Source organism: Kouleothrix sp. 19917 (assembly GCF_057073505.1).
In genome coordinates this window covers 8190823-8208881 of the sequence record NZ_CP097099.1, presented here as the reverse complement: position 1 = coordinate 8208881, position 18059 = coordinate 8190823, and the positions used below count along the sequence as shown (strand labels likewise).

Genomic DNA, 18059 nt, shown 5'->3' with positions numbered 1-18059 from the left:
CACAGATATGAGGTTTCTAATCTGCGTCATCTGCGTAATCTGTGGATAGATTGCAGGCTTTTGACGTAGCTCTGCATTTCTTTTGCCCCAAACGCGAAGAGCACCGAGATACAGTATAATCTCGGTGCTCTCGTTTTCTGCCGGGTGAGCGCGTATGGCCCCAACCGACTTCGCCTACACCAAAGAGCGGCACGCCGCCGCCTGGACCGATGCCTACGTCTTTCACCAGCTCATCCCCTACATTGGCAACAAGCGCAAGCTGCTGGGCCTGATCGGTCGCGCAATCGAGCTGGCTGGCGCGCCGCCCGGCGGCACCTTTGCCGACCTGTTTGCGGGCAGCGGCGTGGTGGCGCGCATGGCCAAGCAGCTTGGTTTCCGCGTGCTGGCAAACGATTGGGAGCCTTATGCCTGTGCGATCAACCAGTGCTATGTGGAAAGCAACGCGCCACCGCCCTTTCGCGCGCTGGGCGGCTATCAGGCCGCGATTGCGCAGCTCAACGCCCTGCCGCCGCGCATCGACTGGGTGACGCGCCACCTCTGCCCCGCCGACGACGAACAGTTCGACACCAGCCGCGAGCGCATGTTCTTCACCCGGGCGAACGGCATGCGCCTGGATGCCATGCGCGCGCAGATCGCCGCCTGGGAAGCAGACGACCTGCTTGACGCAGCCGAGCGCGCCGCGCTGCTTGCGCCGTTGCTGTATAGCGCCTGCTATGCCAGCAACACCAGCGGCGTGTTCAAGGGTTTTCACGCGGGCTGGGGCGGGCAGACGCGCACCGCACTCTACCGCATCCTCGCGCCGGTCGAACTGCGGCCAGCGACGTTTCACGACAACTGCCTGCCGAACGCGGCGTTTCGCCAGGATGCGCTGGCGCTAGCCGGGGAGCTGGCGGCCGCCAGCCCGCTCGACATCGCCTACCTCGACCCGCCCTACAACCAGCACCCCTACGGCAGCAACTACCATGTGCTGAACTCGCTGGCGCTGTGGGATCGGCCAGCGCTGAGCGAACACATTGATGGGCGCAACAAAGCCGCCATCCGCGCCGACTGGCGCACCGAGCGGCGCAGCGCCTACAACTATCGCGGCGAAGCCGAGCGCGCCTATGCCGCACTGCTCGAAACGCTCGACGCACGCGCCATCCTCACCAGCTACAGCACCGACGGCATGATCCCGCTGGAGCGCATGCTGGAGCTGAATATCGCGCGCGGGCACACGCAACTGGTGCAGCGCGAGTACAAGCGCTACCGCGTGAGCAGTCAGCGCTTCTCGCGCAAGCCGCTGAACATCGAGTTTGTGCTGATTACTGACACAACGCGAACGCACGCCGGCCCCAGCGCCGAAGCCCTGGGCGCACAACTACGCCACGCCGAGCACACCGCCCTGGCCGGCCACCGCGAAACGCTCGCCAGTGAAGATTGACTACGAAGATACAAGGCAATGGGCAGTAGGCAGTTTGCAGTAGCCAGCAACGTTCCAACCTGCAACCATGCATTTGGCGGTAACCTGCAATTTGCAAACGTGGAACCTGCAAACCTGCCACTCCAAACCTCCGCGTCTCTGTGCCTCCGTGGTAAACTTCCCGCTACGCCCCCGCGCGCTCGCGCAGCCGCCGCTCGAGGATCTGCTCGTCCTTCATGCCATGCAGGCGCAGGTAGAAACGCGCCGCGTCGAGCAGGGCGTCTTCGGGGATCAGGCCGATCAGCTCGCTTTCGGCCACCAGCACGCCATAGGCGGCCGCCTCGCGCGCCACCATCTCCACCACGCGATGCACGGGCGTGGTGCGAAAATCGACCAGGTTCATCGACACCTGGGCGCGGCCTTCCACCAGCATGCCCAGCGCGCGCACGCCCCGCAGCCCGCCCGACGAGCCACGAATCGCCTTGGCGATGCGCTTGGCGACATCGACATCGGCGGTGTTGAGGTAGACGTTATAGGCGATCAGTGGCTGGCGCGCGCCCACGACCGTTGCGCCGGCCGTGCCCAGCCGCGCCGGGCCAAAATCAGGCGCGCGCGCCGGGTCGGTGCCAATGGCGTCGCGCAAGCCCTCGTACTCGCCCTTGCGCAAATTCGGCAGCGCGGCGCGCTCGGGGCGGGTGGCGGCGGCTTCGTACAGGTAGACCGGGATGCCAAGCTCGTCGCCAATGCGCTGACCAACCGAGCGCGCCAGCGCCACGCACTGCTCCAGCGTTGCGCCGCCAAGCGGCACAAACGGCAGCACATCGGTTGCGCCAACGCGCGGGTGCTGCCCGCTGTGCTGCGTCATGTCGATCAGCTCGGCGGCGCGGCGCACCGCCTGGAAGGCCGCCTCAGCCACTGCGTCGGCCGGCCCGGCAAAGGTGATCACGCTGCGATTATGATCGGCGTCCGACGTCTGGTCGAGCAGGGTTGCGCCCGGCACCGCCGCTACTGCCGCCGCAATCGCCTCCACGACCTCGGGGCGGCGTCCTTCGCTGAAGTTGGGAATACATTCGATCATGGGGTGCTCCTCAATTCTTTGGTATTTGCCTGGCGACATATGCGCCGCCTCGTTCGCGGCCTGGAGCTATAGCCTTTGGCAGAGCGGTACTTTACGATTAAGGTGTGCCGATTTTGGCGCTCCGCGCCAAAATCGGCACACAAAAAAGAAGTGAGTACCTTGCTGCCGCAGGCAAAAAGCACGGCGTTCGCGCATGAAATTACACAAATGCGTACGTCAGTAATGAATGGAACAAGCGCGCAGCCATTTTACCGCACAACTGTGAGGTCAGCGATAGGCAGGGGCGTGGTGCCATCGCGGAAGGGGAGCGGCTGGCCGCGCTGGTCGCGCAGCTCGACGGTGAGGGCGGCAGGGCCGGCGGGCGCGTCAGCAGGCAGGGTAAACGCGAAGTTATGCTCGGAGATTTCGCCTTCCTGCCAGGTGTGCGTGCCGTGCTCGGGCGCGCCCAGGGCGAGAGTTTGCTCGGCCAGCACGTGGCCCTGCGGATCGGCCAGCCGCACATGGGCGCTCATGTCGCCCTCGATTTTCTGAAGGCTTTGCCACACCAGCGCCAGCTCGAAACGCTCGCCGGGGCGCAGCTGTGTGCGCGGAAGGGTGTAGCCGCGCAGGCGCAATGCGCCACTGGCCAGCGGGGCATCGCGCACGGTGGCCGGGGTTGGCAGCGGCACCATTTCGAATTCAATTCCTTCGGTGGCTGGCTTGCGCACCGTGCCGTTCACCAGCTGCCAGGCCGCGATTTTGGTGCTGTAGACCACGCGCGCGTCGTTGGCGAGCAGCAGCGAAAGCTGGTAGCTGCCATCCTGGGGTGGCGGCGGCGCGCCAAAGATGTCGCGTGGCTGGCCACGCGCGCTGAGGCTAGCCTGAATGGCAGCCATGTCGAGATCGAGCCGCAACGCCTCGCCGCCGTTCGGGAAAAACACCCACTGGCCGGCCTCGCGCCAGTCGCCGCCTTCGGGCGGGCGAAAACCAAGCGCGAGCACGGCGGTGAGCTTTTGCGGCAGGTCGCCGGGTAGCTGCGCCGTGCGCACGCGCACATCGAATGCCGCCTGGGAAGGGCTTGCGCCCGGCTGCGCAGCCACCTGCGCAAACACGTCGTCGCGCGACTCCGCGCCGCCCGCGCAAGCGATGGGCACACACAGCTCGCCCCACCACAGGAACACGGGCGCGCCATCCAGCACGCGCAGCTCGACCTGGCCGGGCAACGGCTGCGGCGCGCTAGTGACTTGCGCCAGCCCGCCCGGCAGCTCGAAACGCTCGCTCGCGCCCGCGCCGCGCAGCTCCAGCGTGGCAGGGCCGAAGCTCGCCGCCGCCAGCACCAGCCGCGCCGGGTCGCTGGGCGTGGCGTCGGGGGCGCGCTCGCCGGGCAGCGCAATGCGGCTGCCCACGCGCAGCACGAGCGGCTCGCCCGGCGCGACTTTGGCGTAGCTGCCGTTGCCACCAAACACGCGATGGTACTGCACGCCCGGCGCGCGGCCATACAGACGCATGTCGGCCCCGGCCCAGCGCAGGTCGGCCGGGCGGTAGCCGTAATCGCCGGGCGCGGCCTCCTCGGGCAAGAGCGCCATCTCGGGCGGCGGGTCGTTGTCGACCGTGTCGATGCGGTTGTAGCCGGTCGGGTAGCGGCCCGACAGCGGGTGGCCAAGCAGAGCGTAGCTGATCAGGCTGTTGAACACGACCGGGTGGCGCGGCGGCGGCACCACCAGCACGCTCGCTGCGGGCGGCACTTCGGCGCGCAGCTCAAGTGCATCGGCCTCATCGAGCGACCAGAGCTGCGGCCCGGCGGCGGTGTAGCGCGCCTCGACGGCCCGCACGGTGGCAATATTCAGCGCCAGAACCAGGCCAATTGCTGCGACAGCCACGGCCCGCACGCCCCAGCCGGCCAGCCGCCAGCGCGCACCCATGCGCCACAGGGCAGCCGCGCCCGCGCCCAGCAGCAGCGCCAGCAGCGGCGCGGCAAAAGTCGCGCCCTTGTAGAAACCGTAGTAGTAGCCGGTTGCGGCGGTATAGCCCTGGTAGGCTGCCGCGCCCAGCAGGAGCGCGAACAGGAGCAGTGCGCGCCGCCCAACGACAGCCGCCAGCCCAAGCGCGGCGCATGCCACCAGCGCCAGCAGCACCAGCCGCGCATCAGCAGAAAGCGCCTCACGATTGAAGGTCGCGTTTAGGCCAAGCACATCGGCCGCGCCCACGAATTCGTTCACCTGAAAGCCATTGACGCCCTCGGCCATTTCTTGCAGAAAGCCCGACTTCAGGAAGAAATATGCCTGCGCCGCGCCGCTGAGCAGAAAAGACAGTCCGCCCAACGCCAGGCCGCGCCGGAGCACAGGCCGCCAGCCAGGGCCGCGCACAAGCAACCACAGCGCAGCGGGCGCGAAAAACAGGACATAGGCGCTCATGGCGGGGTAATAGCCAGTCGCCAAGCCGGCGGTGAGCAGCGCGCCAGCCAGCACAGCGCGCCAGCCGCCCGCTCGCAGCGCCACCACACTCGCGCCCAGCGCGGCCGGCAGCAACGGCAGCGCCATCAGGTGGTTCGAAAAGCCGTTGTACGCCACCCACAGCGGCAGCCAGCCCAGCGCGGCCAGCGCCGCGCCCAGCAGCGCCGCCAGGCGCGGCAGCCCGAGCGCCCGCCCGAGCGCGTAGACGGCGGGCGGGACGAGCGCCAGCACGAACGCCATCATGCCAGCGTAGCTGCGCGCCGGGTCTGCACCCGCAAGGCTGCTTGCCAGCGCATGGAGATAGGAAAAGGCGTGAATGCGGCCCGACACTGGCGGCGTGGAGATGATCGTCACCAGCGGGTTGCGGCCAATCGCGCCGAGGTCGCGCTGCGAGGCTAGCTGAAGCGCGCGGCCAAGCGGCACATAAAACTCGGCAGCATCCCAGTTCACGCCAATCGGCAGCGCAACGCCCCAGCGCCAGGGCGGCAAGATCGCCAGCGCAAAGGCCGCCCCGCCCAGCGCCCACACCGCCGCTGTGAGCAAGGCAGTATGCTGCTTTTCGGCTCTCGGCTCCTGCGTATGCGATACGCCTTTTCTTGGCTCTGCGGCTCTGTGGTTTTGGTCTGGGCGTATAGCAATACGCCCTTCTATGCGGTTCTTCCCCCAGAGCAACAGCCACAGGTTCAGCGGCAGCGCCAGCGCGGCCAGGCCTAACGCTATCTGGAGGGGTCGCAGCGCAGTTGTGGTGGTGAGCGCGGCGCAGACGTTCAGCAGCAGCGCCAGCCCAAGCAGCGGCACAACCAGCCAGCGCTCACCGCGCAACTCGGCCGGCAGCGCCAGCCGGGCCAGCGGGTAGCCCAGGAAACAACACAGCAGCAGCGCTACGAATGGTGGAAGCAGCAGATCGTGCGTCACTCGGCCTCAAACGCCAGAATATCAACGCGCGAACGGGCCACCTCAATCCAGTCGCCGGGCTCGATCTGCGGCTTGCCAATCACTTCGGCCAGGTTGGCGGCTGTGAGGCTGGTGCGCACTCCAAGTACGCCAGCGCCAATGTCGAGCAGCAGTTCGGTATACAGCGCCTCATAGGGCAAATGCTCGCGCTCGGCCTCCCACGAGGGCACCGCCAGCACGCGGCCATAGGCGGTCGGCACGGTGCTGGCGCGACCGGGCGCAATGCCATCCTCGGGCACCAGCCCCTGTCGTGCCTCGCCAGTTTGCAGCCGCACTTTGCTGAGCAGAAAGACCAGCTTGGCGCTGCCCGATCGCCCTTCCAGCGCCGCATCCACGCGGTGATGCCGATCGACCACGCCAATCGGTGCTTCGATGCCTGCCACGCGCAGCACGATCAGCGGCAGGTAGCGCCGGCCATCGGGGTGGAGCTGGCCGGGCACAAAACGTTCGAATACGCACGGCAGATTGAGTTGCTCACTATTAGGGAAACGCATTGCGTTGCTTTCTGTTGGCTTGTTTCGCGCGCATTGTAGCCCACTGGCGGGGCTGGCGTCAACGCCATTTTCGCGGGGCGTGTTGCGTTTCCTTTTGTCGGGGCGCTTCGCCCCCGTGCCCTCCGCCGGGCCGCGTATCGAAGGGTGCGTGGGCGTCACTTTCCTTTTTACGGGGCGCTTCGCCCCCGTGCCCTCCTTCGACAAGCTCAGGACAGGCCGATTAGGAAAACCCTTGCCGGTTTTCCTAAAACCTTTCCGGCAAAGGGCGCCAGTGTCGCATGCAAATCTCGTTGTCATGCCCTGCGGCGATGGTAAAAGCAAGCGCTGAATTGATAGCAGATGTCGAAGGGCGGCAGAACAAAGGCAGGAAAGTTTAACGCTGTTGAAGCTGCTCACACTAAATGCAAGGATTAGAACGCAATCCGGGTATCATTGTGTGCGGCGAGTTGAGAGAGCAGCGCCGTCTGTAGCTTAGCGTTCTGCACCACTGCGCCGGCCAGCAGCTCGCTGACGACAACTAAACCTTTAGTCTTCTGATTTACATACACGTGTGTCTTGATTATAAAAGATCTGTACAAAATATGCCGTCGCCCTTTTCGATAATGCTCGTTGTAGCTGCGGATTGTTTCGGTATTCATTCTCTGTTGCCAGATCAATATGGTGTAGCCCTATAGAGAACAATTCGTAATTATTCGAATACTGATCATAGATCAATTCGCTCTGTGTTAATTGCCACGGTTTGTGCACATTTCCCTTGTAATATTCTACAACTCTATCCCACGAATCATTCGCAGTGAAATATTGTCGTATGCCCGCAGATCTACACTGTCTGTAGCCATTAAGAGTTGTATCCACTAATTCCGATCCAGGTGGAATAGGCAGACTTGCCGCAATTCGGCGAGGATATGCAGTGCGGTCATAATCTTGATAGAGCCACCACAGACCATAGGCCAGCAGTAGTGCAAGCAGCGCAAACCAGATCGGATGGTTGCGAATAAAGCGTGGCATAGCGTTCGGTCTTTCTGATGTGGCTGCGCGCCCGGTGCTTATGAGCGCCGGGCGCGCAAGCTGTAGCGTGTTACTGGGTCGTCACAATCAGCTGCGGGCGGTTATCAGTTGTAGAAGCTTCGCGCGAGGCGTAGCATACCGTGTTGGTGTTCGTGTCCGGCAGCGTGATTGCGTAAATTATCAATCTTCTGATTTACAGATGCCAGAATAAGCTCGGGTATCTTGTTTGTAGTCGACTAGTACTGAATAGGCAGTTTTCCCTTTCATCAGAGATTGCTTTAGTAACGGATTATTTGGAAATTCTTCCTGTGATAGATCAATACGATGAACCACCAAGTAAATCTGCTCATAAGCACTTGGATATTTATAAAACGAAAGTTCACCCCCAGCTGGCTGCCAGTTACTTTGAAGTTGTTTTACATAATAGGATGATATCGTATCCCAAGATTTATCGGTAGTAAAATACTGAATTATATTTGAAGATTTACATCTATCAATATATATTATTTGGGAATCAACTAAAATTACATCACTAGGAATAGAAAGATTATTTGCTACTTCCTGTGAGTAATTACGCGCTTCCATATTTAGAACAATACGAAAGAGGCCATAAGCCACCAAAAGCATTATTATAATGATCAACATACGATATTTGTGTAAATAAGAGCTCATAGCTTTTCTCCAAATCGATAAATATGCTCTGCTCTCTAGCGTAGAGAGCAGAGCACAGTATTATGAATGTTATTGGGTCGTCACAATCAGCTGCGGGCGGTTATCGGTTGTAGAGGCTTCGCGCGAGGCATATCCCAATGTGTTGGTATTCGTATCCGGCAGCGTGATTGCAAAGCTGTAGCTGCCATTGCCAGTAATTGCCGAACTTACATCGACTTCGTAGCTCAGGTTGAGCGTCACCGCTCCAAGTGTCGCCAGCAATGGCCCGTCAATCGCAGGCTTATTGTTCCAAGTAATATTCTCAGCCCAGCTGGTATTGCTCACACTGTTGAAGCTGCCCCCGCTGGTCGAGTCGTTCGTGACATACAGACAAATTTTAGTCTTCTGACCGACATAATCGTAAATCTTGATTATAGGCAATCTGGATTAAATAAGGAGTTACTCCTCCTAACAATTTCTGCCTTAACTGTGGCTCTTGCTCATATTCCTCCGCCATAGTTATATCAATTTGATGTAACTGAATAGAAGCCCTTGAATATACCGCTGGAAACTGTTCAAATATCTGCCCGCTCCCTCTCATTTGCCAAGGTTCTTGTAAATGCGCGTTATAAAAGTCAACGATCGTATTCCAGGTTTCATTCGTCGTGAAATACTGGACTGCACTAGACGATTTACATTTTCTACTGTAGTTTGAGGCCGTGTAAACAACTTCTACATCAGGCGGAATAGGAAGGATTGCTGCAACCTGCTGCGGGTAGGCACGCAATTCATAATCTTGATAGAGCCACCACAGACCACAGACCAGCAGTAGTGCAAGCAGCGCAAACCAGATCGGATGGTTGCGAATAAAGCGTGGCATAGCGTTCGGTCTTTCTGATGTGGCTGCGCGCCCAGTGCGTATGAGCGCCGGGCGCGCAAGCTGTAGCGTGTTACTGGGTCGTCACAATCAGCCACGCGCCGCGGGCAACGCCTCCTCAGCCACATCTGGCCGTTTCGCCAGTGCATCGCGCAAATCTTCCACGAAATCGCGCGGGCGCGCCGGGCTGATGATCAGCGGCGTGCGGTCGCGGCGGGCCAGCGCCACCAGGCGCTCGCGGTTGGTGGCCACAAAAAACACCGCGCCATACTGCTCCAGCCGAAACGGCCCCTGGTAGCCAAACACGCCCGCGTTAAACGAGCGCCGCAGCCCGAAGCGCGGCATGTCTGCCAGGCCCGCCGCCGTCGAGACGCCCGCGATCTGCTCGAACGGCACCGGCATCGCCCGCGCCCAGCGCCGCTTGATTAGCACGCGCTTCTCTTCAATGATATAGGCGGTCGGCTGCACCGCGTAGTTCAGCAGCAGCCACACCACCAGCGCCAGCGCCACCGCCATCGTGGTGACCACACCCGTCACGGCCACGCCACTCAGCAGCATGCCGCTCAGGTACAGAAATAGTGCCGGCAGCGTCAGCACGCCCCCCAGCATGGCAATCCCGCTGGTGATCTGCTCGGCATAGGAGTCGAGCGGCGCGGCGTCGAAACGTGTTGGTGTCATCAGTTCTCCCTGTCTGCAAACCGCCGCAGCAATAGCTTCGCATATCTGTATGAAGAAACCATTAGCGCCCGGCGCGCGTCGCCTGCGCAGCCCGGCAGCGCGCATGATACCACGACCCGCCGAACGGTTCGCAGCGTGGTAAGGTAGCTGCTACGCATCGCAACGCTGAATAATCTGTTATCAAACTGTTATCCGAGGCTCCCTGCGGCGGCTTGTGCATTCCAATGCCCTGTGCTATAAAAAAGCGTATCGCGAGGAGAAGGTATGCTAGCTGAACAATCGCCCATGTCGCGCCCCGCCGAGCTGCTCGACCAGCCGATGTTCCGCATCTGGCTGCCGGCGCTGCTGATGACCACGGCGCTGCTTTTCACGCTTGGTTTCCCTGCCGAGACATTCAGCCAGCTCCGCCCTGCCGCAGTGCTGCTGCTGCTGATCGGCATCGGCCAGCGGCTTTCGGTTCAGCTCGAAGACGGCAGCGCGCTCACTCCCACGCCAGCGCTGCTGGTTGCCGGCCTCACGATGGTAAGCTGGCCGCTCCTGCTGCTGGCTGCGCTGCTCGGCTCCCTCTCCGCCCTGATTTACCGCCGCCGCGCCGTTGAGCAAATTTTTGTCGAGGCGGGCGGCCACTGCCTGATCGTTGGCATGTCGGTGCCGGTGTACTACGCCACCGAGCGCTTTGGCCTGCTGCCCTACAGTTCGCCGCTTGGGCTGTTTGGCCTGCTGATCATTGGCCTGATCGCCTACTCCGTCAAGCTCATTATTGGCGTCGATGGCGACCAGAGTATTTCGCGCTGGCGCAGGTTGCGCCGCCGCCTCACGGCGGTGCGCTGGTATGGCCTGGCAATCGTGCCGCTTGGTGGCCTGATCGGCGCGCTGTGGACGCTCAACCCCTGGCTGTTCGGGTTGGCGCTCGCGCCGCTGGTGGTTGCTCAGCATCTGTTCACAAGTGCCATTGCCTTGCGCCGCACCAGCGCCGATCTGGCGCAAATCGCCCAGCAGCGCGAGCTGCTGAACGCGCGCGTCGAGCGCTTGCAGGCGCTGGCAACCGCCATGCTCGGCACGCTCGACATTCAGCCCATGCTCGATCTGCTGTGCCAGCGGCTGGCCGCCCTGCTCGACGCGCCGGCTGGCTGGGTGCTGCTGTTCGACGAAAGCGCGCACCTTCAGCTCATGGCCTCGCACAATCTGGGCGGCGTCGCCCAGCCGCTTGAAGTCGATTCACAGGACTATGTCACGCTGCTCGAACGTGGCCGCGTGATGCTGGTGACCGACGAGCGCGCCCAGGCGCTGGTGCCGGGCGGCCAGCCGCATAATCGCCCCGAATGGCTGGCGGTGTTGTGCATCCCGCTCCTGGGCGAAAGCACCGGTCCAAACGGCACGCCGCCCGTGCTTGGCACGATCTGCCTGGCCTTCAACCGGCTGCGCGGGCTCGATGCCGACGAGCAGCGCGTGCTCAGCTCTTTCGCGCACCAGGCCGCCGTTTCCATCGAAAATGCGCGCCTGTTCGACCAGCTGCGCCGCAAGCAGGCCGAGCTGATCCAGTCTTCCAAGCTCGCCGCTGTCGGCACTTTTGCGGCTGGCATCGCCCACGAGTTCAACAACCTGCTTGGCAGCATGCTGGGCTACGCCGAGCTTGGCCGCCAGATCCGCGATGTCGAAGAAAAGGATCGCGCGCTGGAAGTGGTGACGCAGGCGTGCAAGCGCGGGCGCAGCATCACGCGCGGCCTGCTGACCTTTGCGCGCCGCCAGGAGCATCACCGCGCCATGGCCGACATCACCGACGCCGTGGTCGAGACGCTCACCCTGGTCGAGATCGACCTGACCAAGTCGCATATCAAGGTCGTGCGCCAGCTCGAACCAATCCCCCTCACCGTCTGCGATCTCGGCCAGCTCTCGCAGGTTGTGCTGAACCTGATCACCAACGCCCGCGACGCCATGAAACCCGCCGGCGGCACAATGACAGTTAGCCTGCGCGAGCGGCGCGACCAGATCGAGCTCAGCGTCAGCGACACCGGTTCGGGTATTGAGGACGAGATTCGCGACAAGATTTTCGAGCCGTTTATGACAACCAAAGGCGCACTCGGTGGCAGCCAGACGCCCGGCACCGGCCTGGGTCTTTCGGTCTCGTATGGCATTGTGCAGGATCACGGCGGAACCATCGATGTTGAAAGCGCGCCCGCTCAGGGCACGACCATGACGGTGCGCCTGCCCGTCGTCACCGCCGAAAACTTCGAGCGCGAGCTGGCCGTCGGCGCGTAGCTCCTCTCACAACTCGCCCACTTGTTCGCATGGCCCGATGCGGCTATAATAGCCGCGACCTCCGCCGCCGGCCACGCAGGCTGGCGAATAAGCAAACGGCCATGCCACAAACACAAACGATTTATTCCTGGAATGTGAATGGCGTGCGCGCCGTCGCCGGTCGCGGGCAGCTTGGCTGGCTCCACGAGCGCGGGGCCGACATTCTGGCCTTGCAGGAAACCAAAACCCACCCCGACAAACTCAGCGCCGCCCTGCACCGCCCCGACGGCTACCACAGCGAATGGTGTGCCGGCGATGTTGCGCACTACTGCGGCGTGGCAACCTTCTCGCGCCAGCAGCCGGTTGCCGTGGCGCGCGGCCTCGGCCACCCACTCTTCGACACCGAAGGGCGCGTGCTGGTCACGGCCTTTCCGCAGTTCACCCTGTACAACATCTATTTTCCCAGCGGCTCCAGCGGCCCCGAGCGTGTCGCGCACAAGCTGGCCTTTTACGCGCACTTTCTCGACGTCATTCGGCCGCGCCTGGCCGCTGGCGAGCGCATTGTGGTGCTGGGCGACGTGAATACCGCCTACGCGCCGCTCGATCTGGCCCGCTGGAAGGAAAATTCCAAAACATCGGGGTTTCTGCCCGAAGAGCGCGCCGCGCTGGGCGAGTTCTTCGCGGCCGGCCTGGTCGATAGCTTCCGCCACCACCGGCCCGACACCGCTGCGTATAGCTGGTGGTCGCAGCGCAGCGGCGCGCGCGAACGTAACATTGGCTGGCGGCTCGACTATATTTTTGTGTCGGAAAATCTGCGCGACGCCATTGTGGATGCGGCCATTCATCCCGACATTGTCGGCTCGGATCACTGCCCGGTGAGCGTCACGCTGCGCCTGCCCGACGAGCCGAGCTAGCCATGGCCGACGCGCTTGCCATGCAGCATAAAGTGTGCGTCGTCACTGGCGCAAGCTCCGGTCTGGGCCGGGCAATTGCCGCCGGGCTGGCCCGCCAGGGCGCAACCGTCGTGCTGGCCTGCCGCGACATGGCACGCGGCGCAGCGGCGCAGGCACACATCCAGGCCGCCAGCGGCAACCCCAACATCGAGCTGATGCAGCTCGACCTTGCAATGCAGGCGTCGGTGCACGCCTTTGCCGAGGAATACCGCGCCCGCCATAGCCGCCTGAACGTGCTGGTTCACAACGCTGGCGTGCTGGTCAGCCGCCGCACGCTCACGCCCGATGGCCTTGAGACGATGTTCGCCACCAATCATCTCGGGCCATTTCTGCTCACGCAGCTGCTGCTCGATTCCCTCAAGGCCGGCGCGCTTGCCCGCATCGTGACGGTCACCGGGCCAGCCAGCACCAGCCTGCACCTCGATAACCTGCAAAGCGAAGTGATGTTCCACACCGTCGACGCCTTTGCGGCCGCGCGCCTGTGCAGCCAGCTGTGCAGCCTTGAGCTGGCCCGCCAGCTCGACGGGCGCGGCGTGACGATCAACCTGATCAATCCTGGCCTGGTGCGCACCAATCTGCTGCGCGAAGCGCCCGCGCCGGTGCGCTGGGTCTGGCGGCTTGCTGCGGCCAGCCCCGAACGCGCTGCGCAGCCGGCCGTGCGCCTGGCAAGCTCGCGCGAGCTGGCTGGCGTCACCGGTCGCATATTCAAGCGCCGCCGCGAGATCGAGCCATTGCGGGCAGCGCGCGACCCCAATTTACGGCGCGCAGTGTGGGAAACCAGCATGCGGCTGGCCGGGCTGGAGTAGCGGGGAACAAAGATGCTGACGTATTTTGAAGACTACCGCGTCGGCAGCGAACATATCACCCCGGCGCGCACGGTCACCGACGCCGATGTGCGCGCCTTCGCTGCCCTCACCGGCGACCATCACCCGCTGCATCTGGACGACAGCTATGCGCGTGGCACAATCTTCGGGGCGCGTATCAGCCACGGCTTGTTAGGGCTGTCGCTTGTCAACGGCCTGGCTTATGGCAGCATCATCGATGAAACGTATGTCATGGCATTTCTGGCCATCGAATGGGCTTTTGCCGGCCCCATCCGCCTGGGCGACACGCTCCACGCCCGCATACACATCGCCGAGAGTCGCCCCACCAGCAAGCCCGACCGCGGCATTGTGCGCCAGGCGATTCAGCTCATCAACCAGCGCGCCGAAATCGTTCAGCAGGGCGATTTCACCTTTATGATCCGTCGCCGCCCGGCATAAGGCGCTTTATTCCTCAGCCGCAGGAGCCGTCGGCAAGGGCAGCACCGCGCCGCTCGCAAGCGCGCCCTCGCTCTGCTCGTTTGACGTGGGTGGAGGCGGCACCAGCAAAATCTTGTCGATCCGCCGGCCATCCATATCGACCACCTCAAGAATATACCCCTGCCATACCACCTGCGCGCCCGGTTTTGGAATTGCGCCCAGCAAAGCCAGCAGAAAGCCGGCTATTGTCTCAAAATCCTGGCTCGGTGCCAGCTCGGTTGGTTCAGGCAAGCCAAGCTGCGCCTGCAGCTCAACAAACGACATCAAGCCATCGACCAGGTAGCTGCCATCCTCGCGCCGCACCAGCGTCTGGCTCGCATCGTCATACTCATCGTCGATCTCGCCCACCACCGACTCAAGAATATCCTCAAGCGTGATCAGGCCCGCCACCTGGCCATACTCATCCAGCACGATCGCCAGGGCGCCGCGCTCCTGCCGCAGCTCCTGAAACACCGCCGCCGCGCGCTGGCTTTCCAGCACATAGCGCACCGGCCGCAGCAGTGCCGTGAGCGCCGGCGGGTCGGGCTGGCGCCAGCACGGCAGTAGATCCTTCACATACACCAGCCCGACAACTTGGTCCAGCGTCTCGCGGTACACCGGCACACGCGAATAGCCCGCTGCCGTAATCAGTGCCAGCGTCTCGTCAAACGGCAGATCATCCGCCACGGCTGTGATCTGCGTGCGTGGCGTCATCAGCGAGCGCACGCTTCGGTCAGTGAAGCTAAAGATGTTTGTGATGAGTTCCTGCTCGGCTGCATCGACGGTGCCTTCCGAAGCGCCTTCACGCACCAGCGCAATAATGTCATCTTCAGTCACAGGTGTTTCAGCGACATTATGGCGGCCCAGCAAGCGCAAAACTACTTCGGTGGAAAACGTCAGCAGGCTCACCACTGGCCCGGCCACGCGCGCCAGCATGCGCATGAATGGCGCCACCGTGCTTGAAACGCCCTCGGCGCTTTGCAGCGCGAGGCGCTTGGGCACTAGTTCGCCCAAAATCAGCGACAGGTAGCTAATCATCAGCACAACTAATACCAGCGCAATTGTGTTGGCATACGATGCGAGAAATGGCACAGCCTGAAGCTGCCCGGCCAGCACATCAGTCAGGCCCGCGCCGCCAAATACTGCCGCAAAGGTGCTGATCACCGTAATACCGACTTGAACTGTCGAAAGAAAATGGCTTGGATTCTCGGCCAGCGCCAGCGCGGCGGCAGCGCCACGCTTGCCAAGCTGTGCCTGCTGCTCAAGGCGGCCTTTGCGCGCCGACACAATCGCAATTTCAGATGCTGCAAAAAAGCCATTCGCCAAAATCAAAACAAGAATAATCAACACTTCCAGGAAAATGTTGCCCGTCATTCGCTCCCTCGTCACCGTCACATCAGCGCAGCACTCGCTGCCAGGGGCAATCGGCGGTGTATTCTGCGATGCCCGGCCCTCATCATACCAAAGATTTGCGCGTGGAATGATGAGAAACGGAAGAGCGGCTGTGCGCAGTGCACAACCGCTCTTCTATGATCAACTGTTTGCTATGCGGGAGTTAGCCCGTTACAGCGCGGCTGAGGCCGCCATACCAAACAGCACGATTACTCAAGGTAGGCCTGCAGGCGCGCACCCAGCGCCGGTGCCCGCAGGTGGCGCAGCGCTTCTGCCTCGATCTGGCGTGTGCGCTCGCGCGTGATGCCAAAAGTCACGCCGACTTCTTCCAGCGTTCGCCGCCGCCCATCCATCAGGCCATAGCGAAGCTGCAGAATGGCGCGCTCACGTTCGGGCAGTTCCATCAGCGCCTGGTTCAAATCCTGCTGCAGCATGCGCTGCGCTGCAATTTCCACTGGCGCGGAAGCTTCGTCATCGGCCAGATGATCGCTTAGCTGGCCTTCGCCCTCGTCGCCCAGCGGCTGCTCAAGCGAGATTGGCTGCACCGACGCCTGCAGCAAACGATCGACTTTGCGCACGCTAATACCCAGGGCTTCGGCGATCTCTTCTGGCGTGGGCGTGCGCTCAAGCACTTGCTCAAGCTGGCGCATCACGCGCCGTAGCTGCCCAATCGCGTCGCTCAGGTGCACCGGCAGGCGAATGATCCGGCCTTGCTCGGCAATCGCGCGCGATACTGCCTGGCGGATCCACCACGTCGCGTAGGTCGAAAAGCGATTGCCGCGTGTGTAGTCGAATTTCTCAACCGCGCGCATCAGGCCAATATTGCCTTCTTGCACCAGATCCATAAAGGAGAGCGGGCCGCCGTGATATTTTTTCGCGATGCTTACCACCAGCCGGAGGTTCGACTGGATCAAGCGACGGCGCGCTTCTTCACCGCGTACCACTGCGCGCTCATAGGCTACACGTTCGCACCACGGCAGGCAGCCTGCCTGGTGAAGCGCAGCGCGCGCCTCGGTACCGCTTAGAATATCCTGTGCGAGTGTTACTTCGTCTTCGGCTGTCAGCAGGTTTACCTGGCCAATTTCGCGCAGGTAGGTTTGCACAGAGTCTTCAACAGGTTCGGCATCGTGCTCAGTTTCTTCGATGCTCGTGTCGGCCACATCTTCGAGCCAGGGCAGCTCTGAGTCGGGGTTTAAATGATCGGGAGCGACAATATAATCTGGTGAGGTAACGATTTCGCTCATGTACATTCGCTCCATGGCAAACGCTTGGCGAGCTTGCCACTATCTGCTTCTGGCCTACTGTTCAGCGGCATAAAACGCAATCCGAGGCGGCATCATCGCAATGGATGGGCGCCTCGCGCCATCTGAACATGTATAGTACCGTCGCAGTGCAGGGAAAGTTGCGCGAAAACACACCAGACTAGAGTACTATCATCTCCTTCTTAGACTTGCCGGGCAAGCACAAAGTCACATATTTCGTGCAAGGCGCGCACGGCGCTTTCGTTACTGAATATGTTCAGATTCTCACGCGCGCGGCCAACAATACGCTTGGCTTCTTCCACTGCGCGGCTCGTGCCACCAACTGCAATTACCGCTTCAATCAGCTCAGGAACCTTGGCCGGGTCGGGCCGGGCGGTGCGGGCAAGCTCGCGCAGCAGGGGTTCGTCGCTTTGGGCAACGGCATAGATCAGTGGCAGAGTCAGTGTGCCTTCACGCAAATCGTTACCGGCTGGCTTGCCCAGGGTCGCTTCATCGCCCACAAAGTCAAGCACATCATCTATGATCTGGAAGGCCACGCCCAGATCGGCGCCAAAACGACCCATCGCGGCAACTTGCTCGGCCGTGCCGCCACCAACAGCCATGCCTGCTTTACAGGCAGCTTCGAACAGCGCGGCGGTTTTTGCGCCAGTTTTGTAAAAATATTGCTCCAGCGCCACGTCGATTGGCTCAAGCTGGGTGACTGGCCGCAGCTCGCCTTCAACCACCGTTTGCGCGGCATCCGCGTAGAAGCGAATGATCCGCGGGTCGGTTTCAGCAGCAAGTTCGCCAGCTGCCAGGGCGAAGAAATAATCGCCCAGCATCAGCGCAACATGCCGATCCCAGCGGGCATGCACGGTAACGCGCCCACGCCGGCGCAGCGTATGGTCGACCAGATCGTCGTGAACCAGCGAGGCGGCATGCAGCAGCTCGATTGCAACGGCAGGGCGGGCGGCGCGCTCCAGATCATAGTGGCCCAACCGCGCGGCCAGCAATACAAGCATGGCGCGCAGGCGTTTCCCACCTGCGGCAACGGTGTAGGCACCCGCTGCAGCAAGCGGCCGTGATTGCGAGGCGGTGCGCTCAAGCATTGTGTGTTCGACAAATGCCATGTCGTCGCCCAGCGCAGCCTGCTGAATTACATCCCCCAGGTTTGAGGGGGCCACACGCACAGATCGCTGCCCGACACTCACGGTCGGTAACGCACGCTGAAGCGTTGGGGTGGCCATAAAACAGTGCCTTTCTCGAAGCGGAGTGCGCGCCGTTTTGTGATAGATAACACTGTTAAATATATCACAATTTCGGCATCAGTCAAGCGAAGGTTCCGCATTGTACAGGATTTGAACGCGTTTTGTACACCCATATA

At 62.0% G+C, this 18059-nt stretch carries 16 protein-coding genes; 5 read left to right on the top strand and 11 right to left on the bottom strand.

Translation table 11 applies throughout. The features are described from left to right. Positions 1–154 precede the first annotated feature (154 nt). Positions 155–1420, top strand: coding sequence for a DNA adenine methylase (locus M1P90_RS33135; RefSeq protein WP_483700116.1), 1266 nt, complete (start codon positions 155–157; stop codon positions 1418–1420). Between the two features lie 163 nt (positions 1421–1583). Here M1P90_RS33135 and ftcD read toward each other — a convergent pair whose 3' ends face one another. The 8 genes from ftcD to M1P90_RS33095 all read right to left on the bottom strand — a co-directional run bounded on the left by ftcD (position 1584) and on the right by M1P90_RS33095 (position 9571). Next, a complete protein-coding gene (gene ftcD / locus M1P90_RS33130; protein WP_483700115.1) occupies positions 1584–2477 on the bottom strand; it encodes a glutamate formimidoyltransferase in 894 nt (297 codons plus the stop codon). A 248-nt stretch (positions 2478–2725) separates the two neighbouring features. Then, positions 2726–5824, bottom strand: a complete 3099-nt coding sequence (locus M1P90_RS33125; protein WP_483700114.1) for a hypothetical protein — start codon at positions 5822–5824, stop codon at positions 2726–2728. Further along, the gene (locus tag M1P90_RS33120; RefSeq protein ID WP_483700113.1) at positions 5821–6357 is read right to left on the bottom strand and encodes a hypothetical protein; all 537 of its coding nucleotides are present in this window, start codon (positions 6355–6357) and stop codon (positions 5821–5823) included. The genes M1P90_RS33125 and M1P90_RS33120 overlap by 4 nt, the downstream gene beginning before the upstream one ends. A 525-nt stretch (positions 6358–6882) precedes the next feature. Beyond that, positions 6883–7365 (bottom strand): hypothetical protein, encoded by a 483-nt coding sequence (locus tag M1P90_RS33115; RefSeq protein WP_483700111.1) that lies wholly within the window; start codon positions 7363–7365, stop codon positions 6883–6885. A gap of 180 nt (positions 7366–7545) precedes the next feature. After that, positions 7546–8037, bottom strand: coding sequence for a hypothetical protein (locus M1P90_RS33110; RefSeq protein ID WP_483700110.1), 492 nt, complete (start codon positions 8035–8037; stop codon positions 7546–7548). A gap of 69 nt (positions 8038–8106) precedes the next feature. Further along, a complete protein-coding gene (locus tag M1P90_RS33105; protein ID WP_483700109.1) occupies positions 8107–8361 on the bottom strand; it encodes a CBM96 family carbohydrate-binding protein in 255 nt (84 codons plus the stop codon). A 52-nt stretch (positions 8362–8413) separates the two neighbouring features. Then, on the bottom strand, positions 8414–8896 hold the full coding sequence (locus tag M1P90_RS33100; protein ID WP_483700107.1) for a hypothetical protein: 483 nt from the start codon (positions 8894–8896) through the stop codon (positions 8414–8416). A gap of 87 nt (positions 8897–8983) precedes the next feature. Next, a complete protein-coding gene (locus M1P90_RS33095; RefSeq protein WP_483700106.1) occupies positions 8984–9571 on the bottom strand; it encodes a PH domain-containing protein in 588 nt (195 codons plus the stop codon). Positions 9572–9835: 264 nt separating this feature from the next. Between M1P90_RS33095 and M1P90_RS33090 the strand changes: the two genes are divergently transcribed. The 4 genes from M1P90_RS33090 to M1P90_RS33075 all read left to right on the top strand — a co-directional run bounded on the left by M1P90_RS33090 (position 9836) and on the right by M1P90_RS33075 (position 14024). Next, positions 9836–11830 (top strand): sensor histidine kinase, encoded by a 1995-nt coding sequence (locus tag M1P90_RS33090; RefSeq protein WP_483700105.1) that lies wholly within the window; start codon positions 9836–9838, stop codon positions 11828–11830. 101 nt (positions 11831–11931) lie between these two features. Beyond that, complete coding sequence (locus M1P90_RS33085) at positions 11932–12723, top strand: exodeoxyribonuclease III (RefSeq protein ID WP_483700104.1); 792 nt, start codon at positions 11932–11934, stop codon at positions 12721–12723. 2 nt (positions 12724–12725) lie between these two features. Beyond that, positions 12726–13568 carry an SDR family NAD(P)-dependent oxidoreductase gene (locus M1P90_RS33080; protein ID WP_483700103.1) on the top strand — a complete coding sequence of 281 codons (843 nt, stop codon included), beginning with the start codon at positions 12726–12728 and terminating at the stop codon, positions 13566–13568. Between the two features lie 12 nt (positions 13569–13580). Next, positions 13581–14024, top strand: a complete 444-nt coding sequence (locus tag M1P90_RS33075; RefSeq protein WP_483700101.1) for a MaoC/PaaZ C-terminal domain-containing protein — start codon at positions 13581–13583, stop codon at positions 14022–14024. 6 nt (positions 14025–14030) lie between these two features. Here the strand turns inward: M1P90_RS33075 and M1P90_RS33070 are convergent, their stop codons facing one another. From M1P90_RS33070 to M1P90_RS33060, 3 genes are all read right to left on the bottom strand, one after another. Beyond that, the gene (locus M1P90_RS33070) at positions 14031–15416 is read right to left on the bottom strand and encodes a hemolysin family protein (protein ID WP_483700100.1); all 1386 of its coding nucleotides are present in this window, start codon (positions 15414–15416) and stop codon (positions 14031–14033) included. A gap of 227 nt (positions 15417–15643) precedes the next feature. Then, complete coding sequence (locus tag M1P90_RS33065) at positions 15644–16678, bottom strand: sigma-70 family RNA polymerase sigma factor (RefSeq protein ID WP_483700099.1); 1035 nt, start codon at positions 16676–16678, stop codon at positions 15644–15646. A 200-nt stretch (positions 16679–16878) separates the two neighbouring features. Continuing rightward, positions 16879–17922, bottom strand: a complete 1044-nt coding sequence (locus M1P90_RS33060) for a polyprenyl synthetase family protein (protein WP_483700098.1) — start codon at positions 17920–17922, stop codon at positions 16879–16881. Positions 17923–18059 lie beyond the last annotated feature (137 nt).